This is a genomic window from Streptomyces sp. NBRC 110035 (assembly GCF_000829695.1).
Lineage (GTDB): Bacteria > Actinomycetota > Actinomycetes > Streptomycetales > Streptomycetaceae > Streptomyces.
In genome coordinates, this window is sequence record NZ_BBNN01000015.1 from 450,774 (window position 1) to 469,202 (window position 18,429).

Consider the following 18,429-nt stretch of genomic DNA (forward strand, 5'->3'; position numbering starts at 1 on the left):
GACCTAGACGTGGAGCAGCCGTTGGATGATCTCCCGGTACTGCCTCAGTGCGAGCCTGAGTTCCTCGGGCTGTGTCCCGGGGTCCCCGTCCTGCCACTCCGCGCGCAGGACACGCCGCCGTTCTGCGAGGGCGTCCACGAGCTGGGCGGTGACTTCGTCGTAGGCGCTCTCGGCCTCTTCCAACGCCTCGCGGGGGGTGTCGGCGAAGGTGTTGAGGGCGTGCCGGAGTTGCTGGACGATCCTGTCCTGTCCGTCCGAGGGCAGCAGCGGCTTCGGAGCCGGGCTGCGGCGCTCGGCGGGGCCCGAGGGCTGGTCCGCGGGCTGCTGGGCGCGAGTCTGGTCGTACATCATCGGATGCCGCTTCCGTCCTGCCCGAAGGCGTCCTTGGTCTTCTCGACGGCCTGTTCCAGGCTTCCGGAAACTCGGTCGATCCTGCCCCGGTGCCGCAGTCGCCCGGTGCGGGTGACCCGGCCGGGCTCTTCCGCGATCCCGCCCTTCGTCGTCTGCGCCCTGTTCCTGATGGCCCGTGAAACGGTCATGGCCGACCTCGAAGTCGTCCGGCAGGTGGGTTCCCGCGGAGTCCGGGCGAGGAGGGAAGGCGGAACGCCCCGCCGTGTGGTCCGCGGTGGCACGACCCTGCACCGTGCTGCCAGTCAACGTCCGGCAACGGCCCGTGTCAACGAGGTGGCCACGCGATCCGTCCCGCCCCGACTCGGAGCGCGCGGAAGGACGGTGGCGGAAACGAGGGCTCTTCGCCCGCAGGTGCCCGAACCGGACCCTTCCGGTGCGAGGCGGTGCGAGGCGGTGCGAGGCGTGCGGTCGGGGCCCTGGAGGGAACAGCCCGTAGCGGGGGGCGAGAGGCGGCCGCGGACCTCGCGCGAACCCGTCTGCGGACCTCTGCGCAGGGACAGCCGGCCGGTGGCGTCGCCCGCCGGGAACGACACCGGCATCGGAGCCGGTGTGCGAAGTGCTCCCGGTGAGTCCGCACCACCCCGGCACGCCCCGCGGCCCTCGGGCGCGGCCGGCGAGCTTTCCGGCCGCTGTGGGCCGCGGAGTACGGTGAAGCGAGGAAGTCGCCCAGTTTTCCTCACAGGCAGGCAGGCGAGTGCGATGCCCGAATCCGGCTCCCCGCGGGTGACCAGGCTGCTGCCGGACACCGTCCACCAGGCCGTGCAGCCCGGGACGGCGGTCGTACGGCTGGAGACGACGCACGACCGCCGGGGCGTTCTCGACGGGGCGTGGTGGCCGCGTTCCCGGGACATCGCCGCGGAGCTCCCCGCCCTGATCACCGCGCTGACCGAACACCTCGGCCCGGTCACACGCGTCGGCCTGGACGCCGGAGCCTGGGAAGGACTGCCGACGAGGCTGGTCATCGACGACCGCGTCGTGCACATCGACTCCTTCCCGGTCGGCGACGACACCGTCCTGATCACCCGGGGCGATCAGGACCACTTCTCGCTGCTCGTGGTCCCGCCCCACGCGAGGCCGGACGCGGCACGTGCCGCGATGGCCGAAGCCGTCCGCGCCGACAACGTCACCCGGGCCGAACAGATCCTCATCGACACCGGCACCGGCCGAGCAGCGCCGGAGACGTGAGGGCGGGGCAGCCGCGGCGGTCTCGCCACGATGAGTGCCTGCCCCCTCGATACTTCACCCGTCCGGACCAGCCGGGCAGGAAGCACCACCGTGCGAACCGGCCGGGACCGGTGGTGGCGGACACCCCGCCCGGCCGCCGCGCGACCCTGCTCGGCCGGTCGTCCCGGACTGCGCACGTCCGATCACGCCGACCGGTTCACGCGCTCGGAACGACACGTCCCGGTGCCTGGCGGTGGATCCCCGGCGTCCTGCCGAGACCGGAGCGGGTCGGGTCACACCTTCTTGACGACGACCGTGTCCGGCACCAGCTTCTCCAGGTCGTCGACGTCCGAGGTGAAGACGGTGACCTGTCCCTTCTGCTGTCGCGCGATGACGGCGAGCACGGCGTCGATCGCGTACGTGTGGCCGTGCAACGTGGCGTCGGTCAGGAGTCGGCGTGCCTGGCGGGCCTCGGCCTTCCCGATGTCGACGACCTGGAGCCGGGACAGTACCCAGTCCCAGCGCTGTTCGGTCGTTCTGCCGTCGTACGCCTCGACCAGCGTCATCGGGGACGTCACCACCTCGGCTTCCCCGCGCGCCGCGAGGTCGAGCCAGACGATCATCCTCCGGTCGCCGCGTACCGCAAGGGACAGGGCTTCACAGTCCAGTACGAAAACACGGAGCGGCCGCTGTGTGTGCTCACCGGCCCGCTTCTTCACGCAGCCTCTCCGGTGTTGTGCTTGCCGGCGGCTCGACGCCGCTCGTGTTCGGCGTCGAGTTTTTCGAGTTCGTCGAGCGCTGCCGCATGCTCGTCCTCGGTAACGGGGCCGTGCTCTTCCTGCAGCCAGTCGACCAGTTCCCGGAGCCGGTCCCGGTCGCGCTTGAAGCGCAGCGCCTCGGCGACGTACGCCGACAGGCCCCGCTCTGCCGCGTCCGCGCGGATCTCGTCCAGGAGATCCGCGGGAATCGTCACGGTCACCTTCTTCGTCGCCATACAAGAGACCATACTCCTGGTATCGCACTCCTTACCAGTGGGGCACGGGACCGACGCCCGGCGCTCAGCCGGCCGTGGCGGGGCGCGGGCTGCCGTGGAAGACCTGGCTGGTGTGCCAGGAGCGGTGGACCGCCGCGACGGGGCGGGCACCCGGTTGAGGTCCGATGAGCGGGCGGCCCGCGAGCGCTGTGACGTGCTCCCGGGCGGCGGGACTGTGGCCGACGAAGCGCTGCGAGACCAGGATGCGGTGGCTGTCGCCGATGCCGAGGACGCCCTTGTCGAAGAGCTTGTGGTGCAGCGAGCACAGGCACAGTCCGTTGTCGACGTCGTCGGGGCCGCCGAACGCCCACCAGCGCACGTGCGCGGCCTCCAGCCCGACCGGCACCGCGCCGATCCTGCCGTCGTAGCCGCAGAAGGCGCACCGGTACTCGTAGGCCGTCAGGACCCGCTCCCGCATCCGCGGATCCCGCCGCCTCCGCACGGCGGCCGAGAGCTCTCCGGTCCCCGCCGACTCCAGCTCCAGACCGACGGATTCGCACAGGTCGCCGTGGAGCGAGGGCGGGAAGTGCAGGTCGAGCAGGAGCCGCGCCATCCGGCCGAGCAACGACGGCTCCCGCCGCAGCGCCGCCCGCAGTTCCGGCGCCAGCCGTCCTGCGGCTCCGACGTGCCGCAGCTCCCGCACGTTACTGCCGGGACTGCCCGGCCCGCGATCGGTCCGCACTTCCCACACGCCGTCGCTCACCAGATGGTGGAACGGGTAGGCGGGCGTCGTCCTGCGGGGCGGACCGTACTCGGTCAGCAGGCGCTGCAGATCCTCCTCCACCGCGCTGTACCGCAGTTCGCCGGCGGCATCCTGCTGGAACCGGCCGAGGGCGTACAGCAACAGCAGCGGCTTGTGCGGAGCGCGGGTCCCGTTTCTGCTCCACTGCCTCAGCTTCGCGGTGCGCTCCAGCCAGTCCATGACCGGCGATGGTAGTGGCGCCTCGTCGGGCATCGATCAGCGCATGCTCGGAGGGGGCCGTGGAGAGGGCCGCCCGGGCACGACACCGTGAATAAGCGATCAGGGCCCGATCCACCGAGTGGATCGGGCCCTGATCTACTTGAACAAAGTCGGGGTGGCGGGATTTGAACCCACGACCTCTTCGTCCCGAACGAAGCGCGCTGCCAAGCTGCGCCACACCCCGATTGTCGCTGCTCTCGCGGCGACGACGTTCACTTTAGCCCACCGGTGGCTGGAGACGAAATCCGGTTTTTGCGCCGAGGCGGACGGGGTCCGGGCGGGTGCGGTCCGCGGTGACGAGGACGAGGGCCAGGGCGTAGAGGGCGAGGAGCAGGAGGAGGGAGACGCCCAGGACGTGCTGGTAGCCGTGTCGGCCGATGTCCTGGAAGGGGTGGAGGAAGCGGGCTGCGCCGTCGGGGAGGAGGGCGCCGAGGGTCAGGGCGAAGGTCAGGTACGCCGTCGGGTACAGGAGCCATGCGGCGGCGTGGGCGAGGCGTGTGCGGGCCGGCGGGGAGAGGAGCAGCCAGTCCAGGACCGCGGCGACGGGAAGCGCCGTGTGCAGGGCGGGCGGCGCGAGGGCGGCCAGCGTGGCGGCTGTTCCGGTCAGGGCTGCCGTCGTCGTCGGATCCGTCATCGTGAACGCCGGTGTCGCGTCCGCCGGGAGTACGTGGTGGACCAGGGCTGCCGCGACCACGTACAGCAGCGTCGCTCCGGTCAGGGAGCCCGGCAGGGGGCGGCGGGCCGCCCAGGCCCTGCCGGCCGAGGCGAGCATGACCACGGCCAGCAGGAGCGTGCTCTGGATCGCGAAGTGGCTCAGGACGCGCGCCGGGCTGCCGAGCAGGAGCTCCACGGTCACCGCCGCGATCGCTGCCAGCGCCAGGAGCAGGCGGTACGCCGCTGCCAGGGGGCGGCGTACGGGTGGCGCCACGGCTTCCGCGGGGGCGGACGACGGCATGAGGTTCGTTCGTCTGCCCGGGATGACGGGGAGGTCAGGGATGTCCCTGGGTATCGGGGCGGTCATGAACCCAGAGTGGGTGAACGACCTGGTCGGGGCGATGCGGGTGGGCCGGACGGGGTACGCCGCCGAGTGGCTTGCCGCGTTCGTCCCCGGGCCGGCCCGTCCCCCGGCAGGGCCGGCCGTTCCCGGGCTACTCCCGCCCCACCAGCGTCATCAGCGTCGCCTCCGGAGGGCAGGCGATGCGGATCGGGGTGTAGCGGTTGGTGCCGCAGCCCGCGGAGACGTGGAGGTACGACGTCCGGCCCTCGGACGTGTGCGAGGACAGGCCCTTCACCCGGTCGGTGTCCAGGTCGCAGTTGGTGACCAGGGCGCCGTAGAAGGGGATGCACAGCTGGCCGCCGTGGGTGTGGCCGGCCAGGACCAGGGGGTAGCCGTCGGCCGTGAAGGAGTCCAGGACGCGCAGGTAGGGGGCGTGGACGACGCCCATCGAGAAGTCCGCCGTGCCCGACGGGCCGCCCGACACCTCCGTGTAGCGGTCCCGCTTGATGTGCGGGTCGTCCAGGCCGGTCAGCTCGATCGTGACGCCCTCGATCTTCAGGGTGTCCCTGGTGTTCGTCAGGTTCCGCCAGCCCGCGCCGTCGAAGCCGTCCCGCAGGTCCTCCCACGGGTTGTGGACCACGTCGGCGGCCGGGGCGTTGCCGTTCAGGCCGTGCCGGCCCTGGGCCTTCTCGATCAGATAGCGGGCCGGGTTGCGCAGCTTCGGGCCGTAGTAGTCGTTGGAGCCGAAGACGTACGCACCCGGGAACTCCATCAGCGGGCCCAGCGCGTCCAGTACCTCCGGGACGCCCTCCGGGTCGGACAGGTTGTCGCCCGTGTTGATCACGAAGTCCGGGCGCAGACCCGCCAGCGAGCGCAGCCAGCGCTGCTTCTTGCGCTGGCCGCTCACCATGTGGATGTCGGAGACCTGCAGCACGCGCAGCGGGCGCATTCCGGCGGGCAGGACCGGGATCGTCACCCGTCGCAGCCGGAAGGAGCGGGCCTCGAAGCCCGCCGCGTACACCAGTCCGGCGGCGCCGGCCGCCGTGATTCCCAGGGGGATTCCGTATCGCGCGCGCATGCGTCCATCGTGTCAGATCCGGGAGCGCGGAGGTCCGGCGGTACCAGTTCGCACCGGTCGGCCCCAAAGCCGGTACCGGCCGGCACGGGGCGATGACCGTCCACCCGAACGGGCCCCACGGGAACGGGGTTTGGGAGCACGCCGTAAATGCGCGGGCGCCCCTCCCTCCGTTCCTGCGAGAATCGAGGCATGACCACGCTCAAGTCGAAGCTGCACGACGACCTCAACGTTGCGATCAGAGAGCGCGACGAGCTCAGCTCCTCGACGCTCCGGCTGACGCTCACCGCGATCACCAAGGAGGAGGTCGCGGGGACGGAGAAGCGCGAGCTCTCCGACGACGAGGTCCTCAAGGTGATCACCCGCGAGGCGAAGAAGCGTCGTGAGGCGGCGGACGCCTTCGCCCAGGGCGGGCGTCCCGAGCAGGCCGAGCGGGAGAAGGCGGAGGGCGAGTTCCTCGCGCGCTACCTGCCCCAGCAGCTGTCCGACGACGAGCTGAACGCGATCGTCGCCCAGGCCGTCGAGGAGGCGAAGGCGGCCGGTGCAGAGGGTCCGCGGGCCATGGGCGCGGTCATGAAGATCGTCAACCCGAAGGTGGCCGGGCGGGCCGAGGGCGGCCGCGTGGCGGCCGCGGTCAAGAAGCTGCTCGCCGGCTGAATACGTCCGACGGCCGGGATCGCTCTCGGTCGTCGGACGACGGCGAACCGTCCCCCAGGGCGTTCAGCGGTGGCCGGTGGCCGGTGGCCGGTGGCGCGGTGGTGTGGGGACGGTTGCGTCATGTCGACGAGGGCGCCGGCCCCATGTCGACGAGGGCGCCGGCACCGGGTCCGGCTTTCGTTCCGGGCGCGCATCTTGGCCGCACGGCCGCGGTGAGGAGCAACGCCCGGGTGCCGGTGGTGCCGACGGGGACGGTGTGGTCCTTCAGGCCGGTCCGGGTGCCTGGGCCGAAGACGCCGTTGGCGGTGCCGTCGGCCATGCCGAGTTCGTACCGGAGGGCGCGGGTCAGGGCGTACCCGGTGTTCCAGCCGGTGCGCCCGGCCTCGGTCACGGGCATGCCGATACGGCTGCCGTGGACCTGGTGGACGAACTCCCGGGCCCTGAGCACCGTCTCGTCGGCCCCAGGGCCCCCTTCTGGATGTGGTCCGGCGCGGGTGCGGCTCGCTCAAGCGGTCCGGACACGTGCCGTGCGTCGGGCCGGCCGCACGCGGGTCGTTCCTGTCGGAGCGGTGCCGGTGGCGTGCGCGTGCCGAAGCTTCGGGGCCGGGGATCGGGCGAGCGCGGCAGAAGGGGTCGCCCGGCCCGGCGCGGCTCAGTACCAGGGCGTGCAGCTCCGGTCGCCCGACGGGTCCTCGACGCAGGCTCGCATCATGTGCGTCGAGGGGTTGTGGTACATCGGTGTGCGCGTCCAGTAGTAGTTCGTCCCGCCCGGGATCTTGGCGGTCCAGCCCGAGGCGCCGCCCTTCTTCAGGCCGAGCCGCCAGTAGCAGGAGGACTGATCCTTGGTGCAGCGCTGGACGTACACGTTCCAGTCCTGCTGGCCCGAGCCGCTGATGTAGTGCAGCCGGGCCCAGCTGTACTGGTCGCCGTCCGTCTTTCCCCACCGCAGCTCGTACAGGAAGGAGTTGCCGAGGGTGTAGGGACCGTACGGGGAGACCGGTCCGGACTCCCAGCTCTGGATGTTCGGGTCGTGTCCGTCGCACCCGAAGTCGTAACAGGCCAGTGCGGTGGCCGACGCTGAATTCGGGACGGCGAGTGTGAGGGCGGCCGCCAGCGCGCCGAGTGTCACACCGAGACGGGATCGGATTTTCATGGCCCTCCATGTGAATGGAAAAAGGAAAAAAGGGGCGCCCTCGTGGTCGCGCCGTGAGTGAATATCTCACGGCCCTCGCCCCGAGGGCGCCCCCTTTTTCGAACAACTGGCGCTATTGCGCCGGACCGGCCGAGAGGTTGTGGGGAAAAAGGCGGATCCTGTCCGGCGGGCCGGTCAGCGTCGTCCGCCGGGCCCGTTGCCGGGGCCCTGGAAGAAACCCTCCGGGATGGAGATGGTCGGGAGCGGTTCGGCTCCGCCGTTGGTCGCGGTCCCGCCGTCTCCGCCGCCGTTGCCGCCGCCGTCTCCGCCGCCGAAGAGGCCTCCGATGATCCCGCCGGCGTCGTTGTTGCGGCCGCCACCGCCACCGCCGCCGTTGTTCCCCCGGTCCCGGTCCCGGTCCCGGTCGCGGTCCTCGTTCTCGTCCTTGGGGTCCGGGATGCTGACGAGGTTGAAGCTGGGTGCTTCCTTGCCCGACAGGGCGCCGGTCATCGCGTCCCGCCAGATGGGGCCCGGCACCGAGCCGCCGTAGACCTTGGGGTGCCAGGTACCGCCGATGCTGATGTTGACCATCTTGACCTGCTGGGTGTCGCTGCCGACCCAGACCGCGCCCGACAGGTTCGGCGTGTAACCGACGAACCAGGCGTTCTTGCGCTCGTCCGTCGTACCCGTCTTACCCGCGTTGGCGCGGTCCGTCAGACCGGCCTCCTGGCCCGTACCGGAGTCGACCACACCCTGCAACAGGGTGTTCACCGTGTCCGCGGTCTTCTCGCTCATCGCCCGCGAGCACGTCGACTTCGGTACGGCCAGTGACTTCTGCTGGTCGCCGATCTTCTGGGTGATCGACTCGATGGCGACCGGCGTGCAGTACATGCCCCGTGAGGCGAAGGCGGCGTATGCGGACGCCATCGTCAGCGGCGAGACGCCCTTGGAGCCGAGGGAGATGGCGGGCACCTCCGGAAGCTTCTCGCTGTTGCCCTGCACGACGTGCAGGGCGTCCGTCATCTTCGTCAGCGGGCACAGGCCGATGTCGGCGACCATCTGCACGAAGTAGGTGTTGACCGACAGGGCCATCGCCTCCTTCAGCCGGTACGGACCGACCTCCGACTCGTCCTCGTTGGGGACGGTTTCGCTGCTCTCGTTCATCCAGGGTTTGCCGCTGCACGTCTGTACGGGGTCGGGGTAGGGCATCTCGTACGGCGACGAGTACTCCTGGGTGGGAGGCCTCCCCTCCTCGATCGCGGCCGCCGCGACGAAGGGCTTGAACGTCGAGCCGGTCGGGAAACCGTAGTTGGAGCCGCCCATGCTGTGGTCGACCGAATAGTTGATCTCGGTCTCGTTCTTGTTGTAGCCGTACGGCTTCGACTGGCCCATGCCGAGTACCTTGCCGGTGCCGGGCTCGACCAGGGTGATTGCCGCGGCGACCGAGTCGCTCTTGTTGACGTGGCTCTCGAGCGAGTCCTGCACCGACTTCTGCGCCTGCGGGTCGAGCGTCGTACGGATGGTCAGGCCGCCCTGGTTCCAGACCTTGGCCCGGTCCTCCTTCTCCTTCCCGAAGACCGGGTCGTTCAGGAACACCTCGCGCACGTAGTCGCAGAAGAAGGCCGCGTCGTCGACCGCCGTGATGCAGCCGTTCTTCGGCTTGCTGACCTTCAGCCCGAGCGGTGTCCCCGACGCCTCGGCGGCCTCCTCCCGGGAGATGTCGCCGACCTGGGCCATCCGTGCGAGGACCACGTTGCGCCGCTTGGTGGCCTCCGTCTCGTCGTTGACCGGGTCGTACCGGCTCGGCGACTGGACGAGGCCGGCGATGAGGGCCGACTCCTGGAGGTCGAGGTCCTTGGCGGGCTTGGAGAAGTAGCGCTGGGCGGCGGCCTCCACGCCGTAGGCCTGCTGGCCGAAGTAGGTGATGTTCAGGTAGTTCTCGAGGATCTTCTTCTTGCCCAGCTCCTCCTCGACCTGGATCGCGAACTTCAGCTCGCGGATCTTGCGGCCGATGGTCTGCTGGGTGGCCTGCGCGACCTTCGTCGGGTCGTCGCCTGCCTCCTCCACGAAGACGTTCTTCACGTACTGCTGCGTGAGGGTGGACGCGCCCTCGGAGACGCCGCCGGTCTGCGCGTTGCGGTTGAGCGCGCGCAGTACGCCCTTGAGGTCGACCGCGCCGTGCTCGTAGAAGCGCGAGTCCTCGATCGCGACGATCGCCTTCTGCAGGTGCGGCGAGATGTCCTTGAGGTCGACCACTGTGCGGTCGCGCGAGTAGACGGTCGCGATCCTGCCGCCCGCCGCGTCGAGGATGGTGGTGCGCTGGCTCAGCGGGGGCGTCTTGAGGTTGGCGGGGAGCTCGTCGAAGCTCTCCACCGACCCCTTGGCGGCGAGGCCCAGCGCACCCACGGCGGGGATCGCGATACCGGCCAGCACGGCTCCCGACAGGACACTGACACCGAGGAACTTGGCGGCCTGCTGCGTTGGCGACAGACCACCGCCCGAGCGCTTCTTTGGCATGGGAGCAGCCTACGTTCTCGTTCGCCGGACAGGCGTACAGGCCTTGGCCTAAGCTGCTCACAACTGTCACAGCACTGAGGTCACGTATCCATACGTCCGGCGACCCCGAATCGTTCCGGATCCCTCCGACTTTTTCGTCGGGGTGTGTTGGGTGCGTGTCCGGATCCGCCCTCCGTGTCCCATGATGTCCGTTGTGGCGCAAGTGAAACGACCCGGAACGTCGGGATTGTCGCGCATGTCGCCAGCTCACTCCCCCGGGTGATCTGCCGCTTACCCATAGTCCGTTCGGGCCATTCAAGATTGGGCCCGCTGGGGGTGTTGCGCCGTGCCCACCTTCCGTAACGTCCTCAACTGGCGGCGGTGAATATGCCGCTGCCGCCGTGGGGGAGCCTCGATTCGGGAGAGGACGGCGCCGGTATGGGCTGGGTTACCGACTGGAGTGCGCAGGCTGCCTGCCGCACTACTGATCCGGATGAACTGTTCGTTCAAGGAGCAGCGCAGAACAGGGCCAAGGCGGTGTGCACCGGATGTCCGGTACGCACGGAGTGCCTGGCCGACGCGCTCGACAACCGCGTCGAGTTCGGCGTATGGGGAGGAATGACGGAACGTGAACGCCGCGCACTGCTGCGTCGGCGGCCCACGGTGACGTCCTGGCGCCGGCTGCTGGAGACCGCGCGCACGGAGTACGAGCAGGGGACGGGGATCGTCCCCCTCGGCGACGAGGTGTACGCGAACCTCGCTGCGGTGGGCTGAGGGCTCTCGGGGGGTTCTTGGCCTCTGCGGGGGAGCACGGCGGGCAGGACTCCGGGCGAGCAGACTCCGTGCGGGCAGGACTCCGAGTGCGGGCGGCGTTCGGCGGACGGTCAGTGTTCCGCGGGTGGTCGGTGTTCGGCCGCTGGTCGGTGCTCGGCCGCGCGTGGCGACGGGGCCGTCGGTGCGGACCCGTGGGCCCGTGGGCCCGTGAATCCGTGGGCCCGTGAATCCGTGGGGACTTGCGGACCCGTCCGTCAGGGGATGTCGGCGCGCCTCGGGGCACGTGGGCGCCAGTGACGGCTGGTCCGGTGACGGGGCACGACGCCGCCGTCAGGGCGTGCCGCCGTGTGTCAGGCGCTCGCCCCGGGCAGCTCCGGCCGGTCGGCCGCGAGCCGGTCTCCGATGTCCCGCAGCCCCGCGAGGTCGTGCACGTCGCCGGGCAGCGCGGCCACTTCCGTCACCGCCACCTCGGGGTGGAGCGCGGTGAAGCGGTCCCGTGTGCGCTGCTCGCGTGAGAGCAGCCGCATCCGCTCGGCGTGCAGCCTCAACAGGCCCGCGGTGAGCCGGCCGACGGACCGTTCCGCGTCCGCCTCGTCCGCCCTGCCGGCGCCGGTGTCGTCCACGGTGGCGGGGGAGCCTCCGTCGGGGACGTCGTCCTGTGCCGGGGTGCCGGGAGGGGCGGGTGTGGATGTCTTGGACGTGTCAGGGGTCCCGGGTGCCTCCGGAGTGGGAGTGTCCGCAGCGGGATCGGCCGAACTCTCGTATGTGTCGGGTGAGTTACGAAGTCCAGCTTTCCCGTGCTCCTGATCCACAATGCGGGAGTCCTCAAGATTTTCTGCGGCGGCGAGTGCCCGCTCGGCCGACAGCCGGTCGGCGCCGCTGCCGTGCACCCGGTTGAGGACCAGGCCGGCCAGCGGCATGTCCTCGGCGGCCAGCCGTTCCACGAAGTACGCGGCCTCGCGCAGCGCGTCCCGCTCCGGGGCCGCGACCACCAGGAACGCGGTCCCGGGCGCCTGGAGCAGCTTGAACGTGGCGTCCGCGCGGGTACGGAACCCGCCGAACATGGAGTCCATCGCTGCCACGAACGTCTGCACGTCGCCGAGCAGTTGGCCTCCGAGCACCTTTCCCAGGACGCCGGTCATCATGGACATCCCGACGTTCAGGAACTTCATCCCCGCCCGGCCGCCGACCTTCGCCGGGGCCAGCAGGACGCGGATGAGCTTGCCGTCGAGGAAGGAACCGAGCCGCTTCGGCGCGTCCAGGAAGTCCAGCGCGGACCGGGACGGCGGGGTGTCGACGACGATGAGGTCCCACTCGTCACGGGCCCGCAGCTGCCCCAGCTTCTCCATCGCCATGTACTCCTGCGTGCCCGCGAAGCCCGCCGAGAGCGACTGGTAGAAGGGGTTCCCCAGGATCGCCGAGGCCCGCTCGGGGTCCGCGTGCGCCTCGACGATCTCGTCGAACGTGCGCTTCATGTCGAGCATCATCGCGTGCAGTTCGCCGCCCGCGGAGTCGTCGATGCCCTTCACCCGGCGGGGGACGTTGTCGAGCGAGTCGATGCCCATGGACTGGGCCAGTCTGCGGGCCGGGTCGATGGTCAGGACGACCACCTTGCGTCCCCGCTCGGCCGCGCGCAGACCCAGCGCCGCCGCGGTGGTCGTCTTGCCCACCCCGCCCGAACCGCAGCACACCACGATCCGGGTGCCGCGGTCCTCGATCAGCGGGTCGATGTCGAGCGCGGCTACGGAGGAGAGGCGGTGGCGGGCCGGGTCGCCCGAGTGGGCGGGGCCACCCGGGTGGACCGTGTCGGCGGAGCCCTCCGAGGGGGCCGGGCCGGGCGCCTGCGCCGGTTCCGGACGACGACTCATGACACTCCCTGCTTCCGATGCTTCCGGTTCGGTTGCCGGTCGGTGACGGGCACGCCCGTGCGGGGCGCGGCTTCGGCGGGCGGGTTCTTGCCGGTCATGCCACACCCTGGGCGCGGAGTTCCTCGGCCAGCTCGTACAGGCCGGCCAGGTCCATGCCCTCCGCGAGCAGCGGCAGCTCGTGCCGGGGCAGTTCCACCTCGGCCAGCGCGGCGCGCTGCTCGGCCTCCAGCGCGTACCGCTCGGCGTACTCCTGCGCCTGCGTGAGCAGGGGGTCCACCAGCCGCTCGGCGTGGCCGCCGCGCCGAGCGCCGCCGAGACCGGCGGAGGACAACGACCGCGCGACGGAAGAACGCGTGACCGTCCCCACGAGTTCCAGATCGGACGCGTCCAGCAGTTCCGGGCGCACCATGTTGACGACGACCCGCCCCACCGGCAGCCGGGCCGCCCGCAGCTCGGCGATGCCGTCCACGGTCTCCTGGACCGGCATCTCCTCCAGCAGCGTGACCAGGTGCACCGCCGTCTCCGGCGACTTCAGCACCCGCATCACGGCCTGTGCCTGATGGTGTATCGGGCCGATCCTGGCGAGGCCCGCGACCTCGTCGTTGACGTTGAGGAAGCGGGTGATGCGCCCGGTCGGCGGGGCGTCCATCACGACGTAGTCGTAGACGAACCGCCCGCTCCTGTCCTTGCGCCGTACCGCCTCGCACGCCTTGCCGGTCAGCAGGACGTCCCGCACGCCCGGCGCGATGGTGGTCGCGAAGTCGATCGCGCCGAGCTTCTTCAGGGCCCGTCCGGCGCCGCCCAGCTTGTAGAACATCTGGAGGTAGTCCAGAAGCGCCCGCTCCGCGTCGATGGCGAGGGCGTGCACCTCCCCGCCCCCGGGAGCGACGGCGATCTTCCGTTCTTCGTACGGCAGCGCCTCCGTCTCGAAAACCTGTGCTATTCCCTGGCGGCCCTCGACCTCGACGAGAAGTGTCCGCTTCCCCTCCGTGGCCAGAGCCAGCGCGAGGGCCGCGGCCACCGTGGTCTTGCCGGTTCCGCCCTTGCCGCTGACGACCTGAAGCCTGCTCACGCCTTTGAGCCTAATTCCTCCCCGCGCGTCCCGGCGGATCCGGGTGGGATCTCCCCGGAACGCAGCCGCTAGAGTCGCCGCATGACGAAATGGGAGTACTCCACGGTTCCGCTGCTGGTCCACGCCACGAAGCAGATTCTGGACACCTGGGGCGAGGACGGCTGGGAGCTCGTACAGGTCGTTCCCGGCCCGAACAACCCCGAGCAGCTGGTGGCCTACCTGAAGCGGGAGAAGCAGGCGTGAGTGCGGTCGAGGCGAAGCTGGCCGAGCTCGGGCTGAGGCTGCCCGAGGTCGCCGCCCCGCTGGCCGCGTACCGTCCGGCCGTGCTGTCCGGCCGGTACGTCCACACCGCCGGCCAGCTGCCCATGGTGGACGGTGCGCTCTCGCTGACCGGCAAGGTCGGCGCCGAGGTCACGGCGGAGGAGGCGAAGGAACTGGCGCGCACCTGTGCGCTGAACGCCCTCGCCGCCGTGAAGTCCGTCGCCGGCGACCTGGACCGCGTCGCGCGCGTGGTGAAGGTCACCGGGTTCGTGGCCTCGGCCGCGGACTTCACGGGCCAGCCGGGCGTCCTCAACGGCGCGAGCGAGCTGCTGGTCGACGTCCTCGGCGACAAGGGCGTCCACGCCCGCAGCGCGGTGGGCGTCGCGGTACTGCCGCTGGACGCGCCGGTGGAGGTCGAGATCCAGGTGGAACTGACCGGGACGGACTGACGGAGAAGGACCCCGGACTGACGGAGGCGGCTTACGGGGCGGCTTACGGGGCGGGCGGGTGCTTCTCCCCTGCTCCCGCCCTCGCCCCTCGCCGCTCCCGGCCTTCGTCCCTCGCTCCCCTCGAACATCGGCCCGTCGCGGGATAGCCTCCCGCCATGGCGAATGCGCAGGCTGATGGGCAGGCCGGGGGCCAGTCGGGTGGCCGGGCGGGTGGTCGGACCGGCGGACAGTGGTATCCGCCGGAATGGCCGGAGCGTATCCGCGCGCTCGCGACCGGGACCCTCGCCCCGGTCGCACCGAAGCGCGCGGCCACCGTCATGCTCCTGAAGGGCACCGGTGACGGCTACGCCGTCCACCTGCTGCGCCGACGCGCCTCCATGGCCTTCGCCGGGGGCGCCTACGCCTATCCCGGCGGTGGGGTCGACCCGCGCGACGACGATCTTCACGTCCGCTGGGCGGGCCCCCCGCGCGCGTGGTGGGCGGACAGACTCGGTGTCGGCGAAACGGCGGCCCAGGCGATCGTCTGCGCCGCGGTGCGCGAGACGTACGAGGAAGCCGGCGTGCTGCTCGCGGGCCCGACGCCCGACTCCGTGGTCGGCGACACCACGGGCCCGGACTGGGAGGCGGACCGTGCGGCCCTCGTCGCGCGGGAGACGTCCTTCGCGGAGTTCCTCGACCGCCGGGGACTGGTCCTGCGCTCGGACCTGCTCGGCGGGTGGACCCGGTGGATCACCCCGGAGTTCGAGCCCCGCCGCTACGACACCTGGTTCTTCGTCGCCGCCCTCCCCGAGGGACAGCGCACCCGGAACGCCTCCACGGAGGCCGACCGTACGGTGTGGATCGCCCCGGGCGAGGCGGCCGCCGCGTACGACCGGGGCGAGCTGCTGATGATGCCGCCGACCATCGCGACCCTGCGCCAGCTGACGGCGTACACGGCGGCGGCGCAGGCACTCGAGGCGGCAACCGCGCGTGACCTCACGCCGGTGCTGGCCACCGCGCGGCTGGACGAGGGCGAGGTCGTACTGTCCTGGCCGGGGCACGACGAGTTCACCCGGCACGTCCCGAACGGTGGAGCCCCCGCATGACGGACGCGGCAGCCCTTCCCGGCCAACCACGCGGAGGGGTCCTCTCCGGACCCGCCACCGCGCGGGCGGTCAACGTCCTGGCGCCGAACGCCTCGGCGATGACCCTGGACGGCACCAACACGTGGATCCTGTCGGAACCAGGCTCCGCGCGGGCGGTCGTGATCGACCCGGGGCCGCTGGACGAAGGACATCTGCGCAACGTCGTCGACACCGCCGAGCGGGCCGGCGCCCGCGTCGCCCTCACCCTGCTGACGCACGGTCACCCGGACCACTCCGGGGGCGCCGCCCGTTTCGCCGAGCTGACCGGCACGAACGTACGGGCACTGGACCCGGAGCTGCGCCTGGGGGACGAGGGACTGTCCGGCGGGGACGTGGTCACCGTGGACGGCCTGGAACTGCGGATCGTCCCCGCCCCCGGCCACACCGCCGACTCGCTGGCCTTCCACCTGCCGGCCGACGGTGCCGTCCTCACCGGCGACACGGTCCTGGGGCGCGGTACGACCGTCGTGGCCCACCCCGACGGCCGCCTCGGCGACTACCTGGACACGCTGCGCCGTCTGCGCTCGCTCACGGTCGACGACGGCGTCCACACGGTCCTGCCGGGCCACGGCCCCGTACTGGAGGACGCCCAGGGCGCCGTCGAGTACTACCTGGCGCACCGCGCGCACCGCCTGGCCCAGGTGGAGACGGCCGTGGAGAACGGCCACCGCAGCCCGTCCGAGGTCGTCGCCCACGTCTACGCCGACGTGGACCGTTCCCTGTGGCCGGCCGCGGAGCTGTCGGTCCGCGCGCAGCTGGAGTACCTGCGGGAGCACGGGCTCATCTAGGGCCGGACAGGCCCCGGGGGTCCTGGTGCCCCGGGGGCCGTGGCCCCGGAGGGCCGGGCCGGGGTGGGGCCAGGGCAGCGGGGTCAGCGGGACCGCTTCGCGAGGCGTTCGACGTCCAGGAGGATCACCGCGCGGGCCTCCAGGCGGAGCCAGCCGCGCTGGGCGAAGTCCGCCAGGGCCTTGTTGACCGTCTCGCGGGACGCGCCGACCAGCTGGGCCAGCTCCTCCTGCGTGAGGTCGTGGACGACGTGGATGCCCTCCTCGGACTGCACGCCGAAGCGGCGGGAGAGGTCCAGCAGGGCACGGGCGACCCGGCCCGGAACATCGGAGAAGACGAGGTCCGACATGGCGTCGTTGGTCTTGCGCAGCCTGCGCGCGACGGCCCGCAGCAGCGCGGTGGCGACCTCGGGGCGGGCGTTCAGCCAGGGCTGGAGGTCGCCGTGTCCGAGGGCGAGCAGCTTGACCTCGGTCAGTGCCGTGGCGGTCGCGGTGCGCGGGCCCGGGTCGAAGAGCGACAGCTCACCGATGAGCTCGCTGGGCCCGACGACGGCCAGCATGTTCTCGCGGCCGTCGGGGGAGGTGCGGTGGAGCTTGACCTTGCCCTCGGTGACCACGTAGAGCCGGTCTCCCGGGTCGCCCTCGTGGAACAGGGAGTCGCCCCGTGCGAGGGTCACCTCGCTCAGCGAGGCGCGAAGCTCCGCGGCCTGCTCGTCGTCGAGCGCCGCGAAGAGCGGGTTCCGCCGCAGAACGTCGTCCACGTGTTCTCTCCTTGTCGACCTGCTCAGGGGATCCTGATCCCCACGTACCAGGGGACCGAAGTGCCCATTTTGCCGGACAGTCCAAACAGTGTGATCTGTCACAAGGATGCCGCACAGGCCTGCCGGGGTAAGCGGCAGGGGTCCAATCGGGGGCCGGTCCTCAGGGGTCGGGACGGATGTCAGTGCCGAGCCGTAGGCTGGCCGGGTGTCCAAAACGCCGGTGGGAGAGCACGCCCAAGGGGCTGTTCGGGCGGCGGCGCACCGGGATTCCGCCGTGGGCGAACATGGCTCGGATGGCAGCAGGGAAACGGCGAAACCGACAAAGAAGGCGCCGGTGAAGAAGAAATCGACCGCGAGTACGACCGGGAGCGCGACCTCGGATCCGATGTCGGCCTCGACCTCGAACGGCAACTCGAACCACACCTCGGACGCGGCCTCGAGTGCGAGCCGCGCGGCCGGGGCGGATCCGGCGGATTCCGCGAAGCCGGCGAGGCCGTCGAAGCCCGCGGCCGCCGGCAGGGCGACCAAGCCGCCCGAGGCGGAGTCGCGCATCGCCCTCGTCCGCCGCGCCCGGCGGATCAACAGGGAGCTCGCCGAGGCGTTCCCGTACGCCCACCCCGAGCTGGACTTCGAGAACCCCTTCCAACTCGTGGTCGCCACGGTCCTGTCGGCCCAGACCACCGACCTGCGCGTCAACCAGACGACCCCCGCCCTCTTCGCGAAATACCCCACCCCCGAGGACCTGGCCGCCGCCAACCCGGAGGAGGTGGAGGAGATCCTGCGCCCCACCGGTTTCTTCCGGGCCAAGACCAAGTCGGTGATAGGCCTTTCGAAGGCGCTGACGGAGGATTTCGGCGGCGAGGTGCCGGGCCGGCTCGAGGATCTCGTCACGTTGCCCGGTGTGGGCCGCAAGACGGCCTTCGTCGTGCTCGGCAATGCCTTCGGCCGACCCGGCATCACCGTGGACACGCACTTCCAGCGTCTGGTGCGGCGCTGGAAGTGGACCGGGGAGACCGACCCCGACAAGATCGAGGCGGCCGTCGGCGCGCTCTTCCCGAAGAGCGAGTGGACCGACCTCTCGCACCACGTGATCTGGCACGGCCGCCGCATCTGTCACGCCCGTAAACCCGCGTGCGGCGCCTGCCCCGTCGCCCCGCTCTGCCCGGCGTACGGCGAGGGCGAGACCGACCCCGACAAGGCGCGGAAGCTGCTGAAGTACGAGAAGGGCGGCTTCCCGGGCCAGCGCCTGAACCCCCCGCAGGCCTACCTGGACGCGGGCGGGCGGCCGGCCCCGCCGCTGGGTGCCGGGTGAGTCGCCCGGGCCGTCTGAACCGCGTGACGGGGGCATACACGGCGGGCGTCGGTGGAACGATCCAGGGACCGGCGGGCGTTGGACGAACGGGGCAGGG

At 71.3% G+C, this 18,429-nt stretch carries 21 protein-coding genes and 1 tRNA gene; 8 read left to right on the forward strand and 14 right to left on the reverse strand.

What is annotated here, in order from left to right:
- Positions 1-3: 3 nt before the first annotated feature.
- Positions 4-351, reverse strand: a complete 348-nt coding sequence (locus TU30_RS02140) for a hypothetical protein (RefSeq protein WP_042163682.1) — start codon at positions 349-351, stop codon at positions 4-6.
- Positions 348-539, reverse strand: coding sequence for a hypothetical protein (locus TU30_RS02145; protein WP_042163684.1), 192 nt, complete (start codon positions 537-539; stop codon positions 348-350). Before TU30_RS02145 ends, TU30_RS02140 begins: the two co-directional genes overlap by 4 nt.
- A 571-nt stretch (positions 540-1,110) precedes the next feature.
- On the opposite strand from TU30_RS02145, the gene TU30_RS02150 reads away from it, so the two are divergent.
- The gene (locus tag TU30_RS02150) at positions 1,111-1,596 is read left to right on the forward strand and encodes a DUF5994 family protein (RefSeq protein ID WP_042163685.1); all 486 of its coding nucleotides are present in this window, start codon (positions 1,111-1,113) and stop codon (positions 1,594-1,596) included.
- Positions 1,597-1,868: 272 nt separating this feature from the next.
- On the opposite strand, the gene TU30_RS02155 is transcribed toward TU30_RS02150, so the two are convergent.
- From TU30_RS02155 to TU30_RS02180, 6 genes are all read right to left on the reverse strand, one after another.
- Positions 1,869-2,294, reverse strand: coding sequence for a PIN domain-containing protein (locus TU30_RS02155; protein ID WP_042163687.1), 426 nt, complete (start codon positions 2,292-2,294; stop codon positions 1,869-1,871).
- Positions 2,291-2,569 carry a hypothetical protein gene (locus TU30_RS02160; RefSeq protein ID WP_042163689.1) on the reverse strand — a complete coding sequence of 93 codons (279 nt, stop codon included), beginning with the start codon at positions 2,567-2,569 and terminating at the stop codon, positions 2,291-2,293. Before TU30_RS02160 ends, TU30_RS02155 begins: the two co-directional genes overlap by 4 nt.
- Positions 2,570-2,633: 64 nt before the next feature.
- Entirely contained in the window at positions 2,634-3,530 is an 897-nt protein-coding gene (locus TU30_RS02165) for a phosphorothioated DNA-binding restriction endonuclease (RefSeq protein ID WP_042163690.1), read from the reverse strand.
- 149 nt (positions 3,531-3,679) lie between these two features.
- Positions 3,680-3,753, reverse strand: a tRNA-Pro gene (locus TU30_RS02170).
- A 33-nt stretch (positions 3,754-3,786) separates the two neighbouring features.
- Positions 3,787-4,590, reverse strand: coding sequence for a Pr6Pr family membrane protein (locus TU30_RS02175; protein WP_042163692.1), 804 nt, complete (start codon positions 4,588-4,590; stop codon positions 3,787-3,789).
- Positions 4,591-4,717: 127 nt separating this feature from the next.
- Positions 4,718-5,644, reverse strand: a complete 927-nt coding sequence (locus TU30_RS02180; RefSeq protein ID WP_042163694.1) for a metallophosphoesterase — start codon at positions 5,642-5,644, stop codon at positions 4,718-4,720.
- A gap of 189 nt (positions 5,645-5,833) precedes the next feature.
- Between TU30_RS02180 and TU30_RS02185 the strand changes: the two genes are divergently transcribed.
- The gene (locus tag TU30_RS02185) at positions 5,834-6,298 is read left to right on the forward strand and encodes a GatB/YqeY domain-containing protein (RefSeq protein ID WP_042163696.1); all 465 of its coding nucleotides are present in this window, start codon (positions 5,834-5,836) and stop codon (positions 6,296-6,298) included.
- Positions 6,299-6,416: 118 nt separating this feature from the next.
- Here TU30_RS02185 and TU30_RS02190 read toward each other — a convergent pair whose 3' ends face one another.
- The 3 genes from TU30_RS02190 to TU30_RS02200 form a co-directional block, all read right to left on the reverse strand.
- Positions 6,417-6,746 (reverse strand): hypothetical protein, encoded by a 330-nt coding sequence (locus TU30_RS02190; RefSeq protein WP_042163698.1) that lies wholly within the window; start codon positions 6,744-6,746, stop codon positions 6,417-6,419.
- Positions 6,747-6,950: 204 nt separating this feature from the next.
- Complete coding sequence (locus TU30_RS02195; RefSeq protein ID WP_042163700.1) at positions 6,951-7,451, reverse strand: hypothetical protein; 501 nt, start codon at positions 7,449-7,451, stop codon at positions 6,951-6,953.
- Between the two features lie 174 nt (positions 7,452-7,625).
- Complete coding sequence (locus tag TU30_RS02200) at positions 7,626-9,947, reverse strand: transglycosylase domain-containing protein (protein WP_042163703.1); 2,322 nt, start codon at positions 9,945-9,947, stop codon at positions 7,626-7,628.
- Positions 9,948-10,364: 417 nt separating this feature from the next.
- Here TU30_RS02200 and wblA point away from each other — a divergent pair, with 417 nt between their 5' ends.
- Positions 10,365-10,700 (forward strand): transcriptional regulator WblA, encoded by a 336-nt coding sequence (wblA, locus tag TU30_RS02205; RefSeq protein ID WP_176726184.1) that lies wholly within the window; start codon positions 10,365-10,367, stop codon positions 10,698-10,700.
- Between the two features lie 350 nt (positions 10,701-11,050).
- Here the strand turns inward: wblA and TU30_RS02210 are convergent, their stop codons facing one another.
- Positions 11,051-12,568, reverse strand: a complete 1,518-nt coding sequence (locus TU30_RS02210; protein WP_078878051.1) for an ArsA family ATPase — start codon at positions 12,566-12,568, stop codon at positions 11,051-11,053.
- Between the two features lie 94 nt (positions 12,569-12,662).
- Positions 12,663-13,640: an ArsA-related P-loop ATPase gene (locus TU30_RS02215; RefSeq protein WP_042163707.1), complete on the reverse strand. Its 978-nt coding sequence runs from the start codon at positions 13,638-13,640 to the stop codon at positions 12,663-12,665.
- An 81-nt stretch (positions 13,641-13,721) separates the two neighbouring features.
- On the opposite strand from TU30_RS02215, the gene TU30_RS35130 reads away from it, so the two are divergent.
- The 4 genes from TU30_RS35130 to TU30_RS02230 all read left to right on the forward strand — a co-directional run bounded on the left by TU30_RS35130 (position 13,722) and on the right by TU30_RS02230 (position 16,262).
- A complete protein-coding gene (locus TU30_RS35130; protein ID WP_019355547.1) occupies positions 13,722-13,883 on the forward strand; it encodes a DUF4177 domain-containing protein in 162 nt (53 codons plus the stop codon).
- A complete protein-coding gene (locus TU30_RS02220) occupies positions 13,880-14,350 on the forward strand; it encodes a RidA family protein (RefSeq protein ID WP_042163709.1) in 471 nt (156 codons plus the stop codon). The genes TU30_RS35130 and TU30_RS02220 overlap by 4 nt, the downstream gene beginning before the upstream one ends.
- A 155-nt stretch (positions 14,351-14,505) precedes the next feature.
- Entirely contained in the window at positions 14,506-15,435 is a 930-nt protein-coding gene (locus tag TU30_RS02225; protein WP_158719289.1) for an NUDIX domain-containing protein, read from the forward strand.
- Complete coding sequence (locus tag TU30_RS02230; protein ID WP_042163711.1) at positions 15,432-16,262, forward strand: MBL fold metallo-hydrolase; 831 nt, start codon at positions 15,432-15,434, stop codon at positions 16,260-16,262. The genes TU30_RS02225 and TU30_RS02230 overlap by 4 nt, the downstream gene beginning before the upstream one ends.
- 83 nt (positions 16,263-16,345) lie before the next feature.
- Here TU30_RS02230 and TU30_RS02235 read toward each other — a convergent pair whose 3' ends face one another.
- Positions 16,346-17,020 carry a Crp/Fnr family transcriptional regulator gene (locus TU30_RS02235; protein WP_042163713.1) on the reverse strand — a complete coding sequence of 225 codons (675 nt, stop codon included), beginning with the start codon at positions 17,018-17,020 and terminating at the stop codon, positions 16,346-16,348.
- Between the two features lie 334 nt (positions 17,021-17,354).
- On the opposite strand from TU30_RS02235, the gene nth reads away from it, so the two are divergent.
- Positions 17,355-18,332, forward strand: a complete 978-nt coding sequence (nth, locus tag TU30_RS02240) for an endonuclease III (RefSeq protein ID WP_234307738.1) — start codon at positions 17,355-17,357, stop codon at positions 18,330-18,332.
- The last annotated feature ends 97 nt before the right edge of the window (positions 18,333-18,429 follow it).

Excerpts from the sequence above, each read along its gene's own strand:
- TU30_RS02140 (WP_042163682.1), bottom strand. The coding sequence starts at position 351 with ATGATGTACGACCAGACTCGCGCCCAGCAGCCCGCGGACCAGCCCTCG.
- TU30_RS02145 (WP_042163684.1), bottom strand. The coding sequence starts at position 539 with ATGACCGTTTCACGGGCCATCAGGAACAGGGCGCAGACGACGAAGGGC.
- TU30_RS02150 (WP_042163685.1), top strand. The coding sequence starts at position 1,111 with ATGCCCGAATCCGGCTCCCCGCGGGTGACCAGGCTGCTGCCGGACACC.
- TU30_RS02160 (WP_042163689.1), bottom strand. The coding sequence starts at position 2,569 with ATGGCGACGAAGAAGGTGACCGTGACGATTCCCGCGGATCTCCTGGAC.
- TU30_RS02165 (WP_042163690.1), bottom strand. The coding sequence starts at position 3,530 with ATGGACTGGCTGGAGCGCACCGCGAAGCTGAGGCAGTGGAGCAGAAAC.
- TU30_RS02175 (WP_042163692.1), bottom strand. The coding sequence starts at position 4,590 with ATGACCGCCCCGATACCCAGGGACATCCCTGACCTCCCCGTCATCCCG.
- TU30_RS02180 (WP_042163694.1), bottom strand. The coding sequence starts at position 5,644 with ATGCGCGCGCGATACGGAATCCCCCTGGGAATCACGGCGGCCGGCGCC.
- TU30_RS02185 (WP_042163696.1), top strand. The coding sequence starts at position 5,834 with ATGACCACGCTCAAGTCGAAGCTGCACGACGACCTCAACGTTGCGATC.
- TU30_RS02195 (WP_042163700.1), bottom strand. The coding sequence starts at position 7,451 with ATGAAAATCCGATCCCGTCTCGGTGTGACACTCGGCGCGCTGGCGGCC.
- TU30_RS02200 (WP_042163703.1), bottom strand. The coding sequence starts at position 9,947 with ATGCCAAAGAAGCGCTCGGGCGGTGGTCTGTCGCCAACGCAGCAGGCC.
- wblA (WP_176726184.1), top strand. The coding sequence starts at position 10,365 with ATGGGCTGGGTTACCGACTGGAGTGCGCAGGCTGCCTGCCGCACTACT.
- TU30_RS02210 (WP_078878051.1), bottom strand. The coding sequence starts at position 12,568 with ATGAGTCGTCGTCCGGAACCGGCGCAGGCGCCCGGCCCGGCCCCCTCG.
- TU30_RS35130 (WP_019355547.1), top strand. The coding sequence starts at position 13,722 with ATGACGAAATGGGAGTACTCCACGGTTCCGCTGCTGGTCCACGCCACG.
- TU30_RS02225 (WP_158719289.1), top strand. The coding sequence starts at position 14,506 with ATGGCGAATGCGCAGGCTGATGGGCAGGCCGGGGGCCAGTCGGGTGGC.
- TU30_RS02230 (WP_042163711.1), top strand. The coding sequence starts at position 15,432 with ATGACGGACGCGGCAGCCCTTCCCGGCCAACCACGCGGAGGGGTCCTC.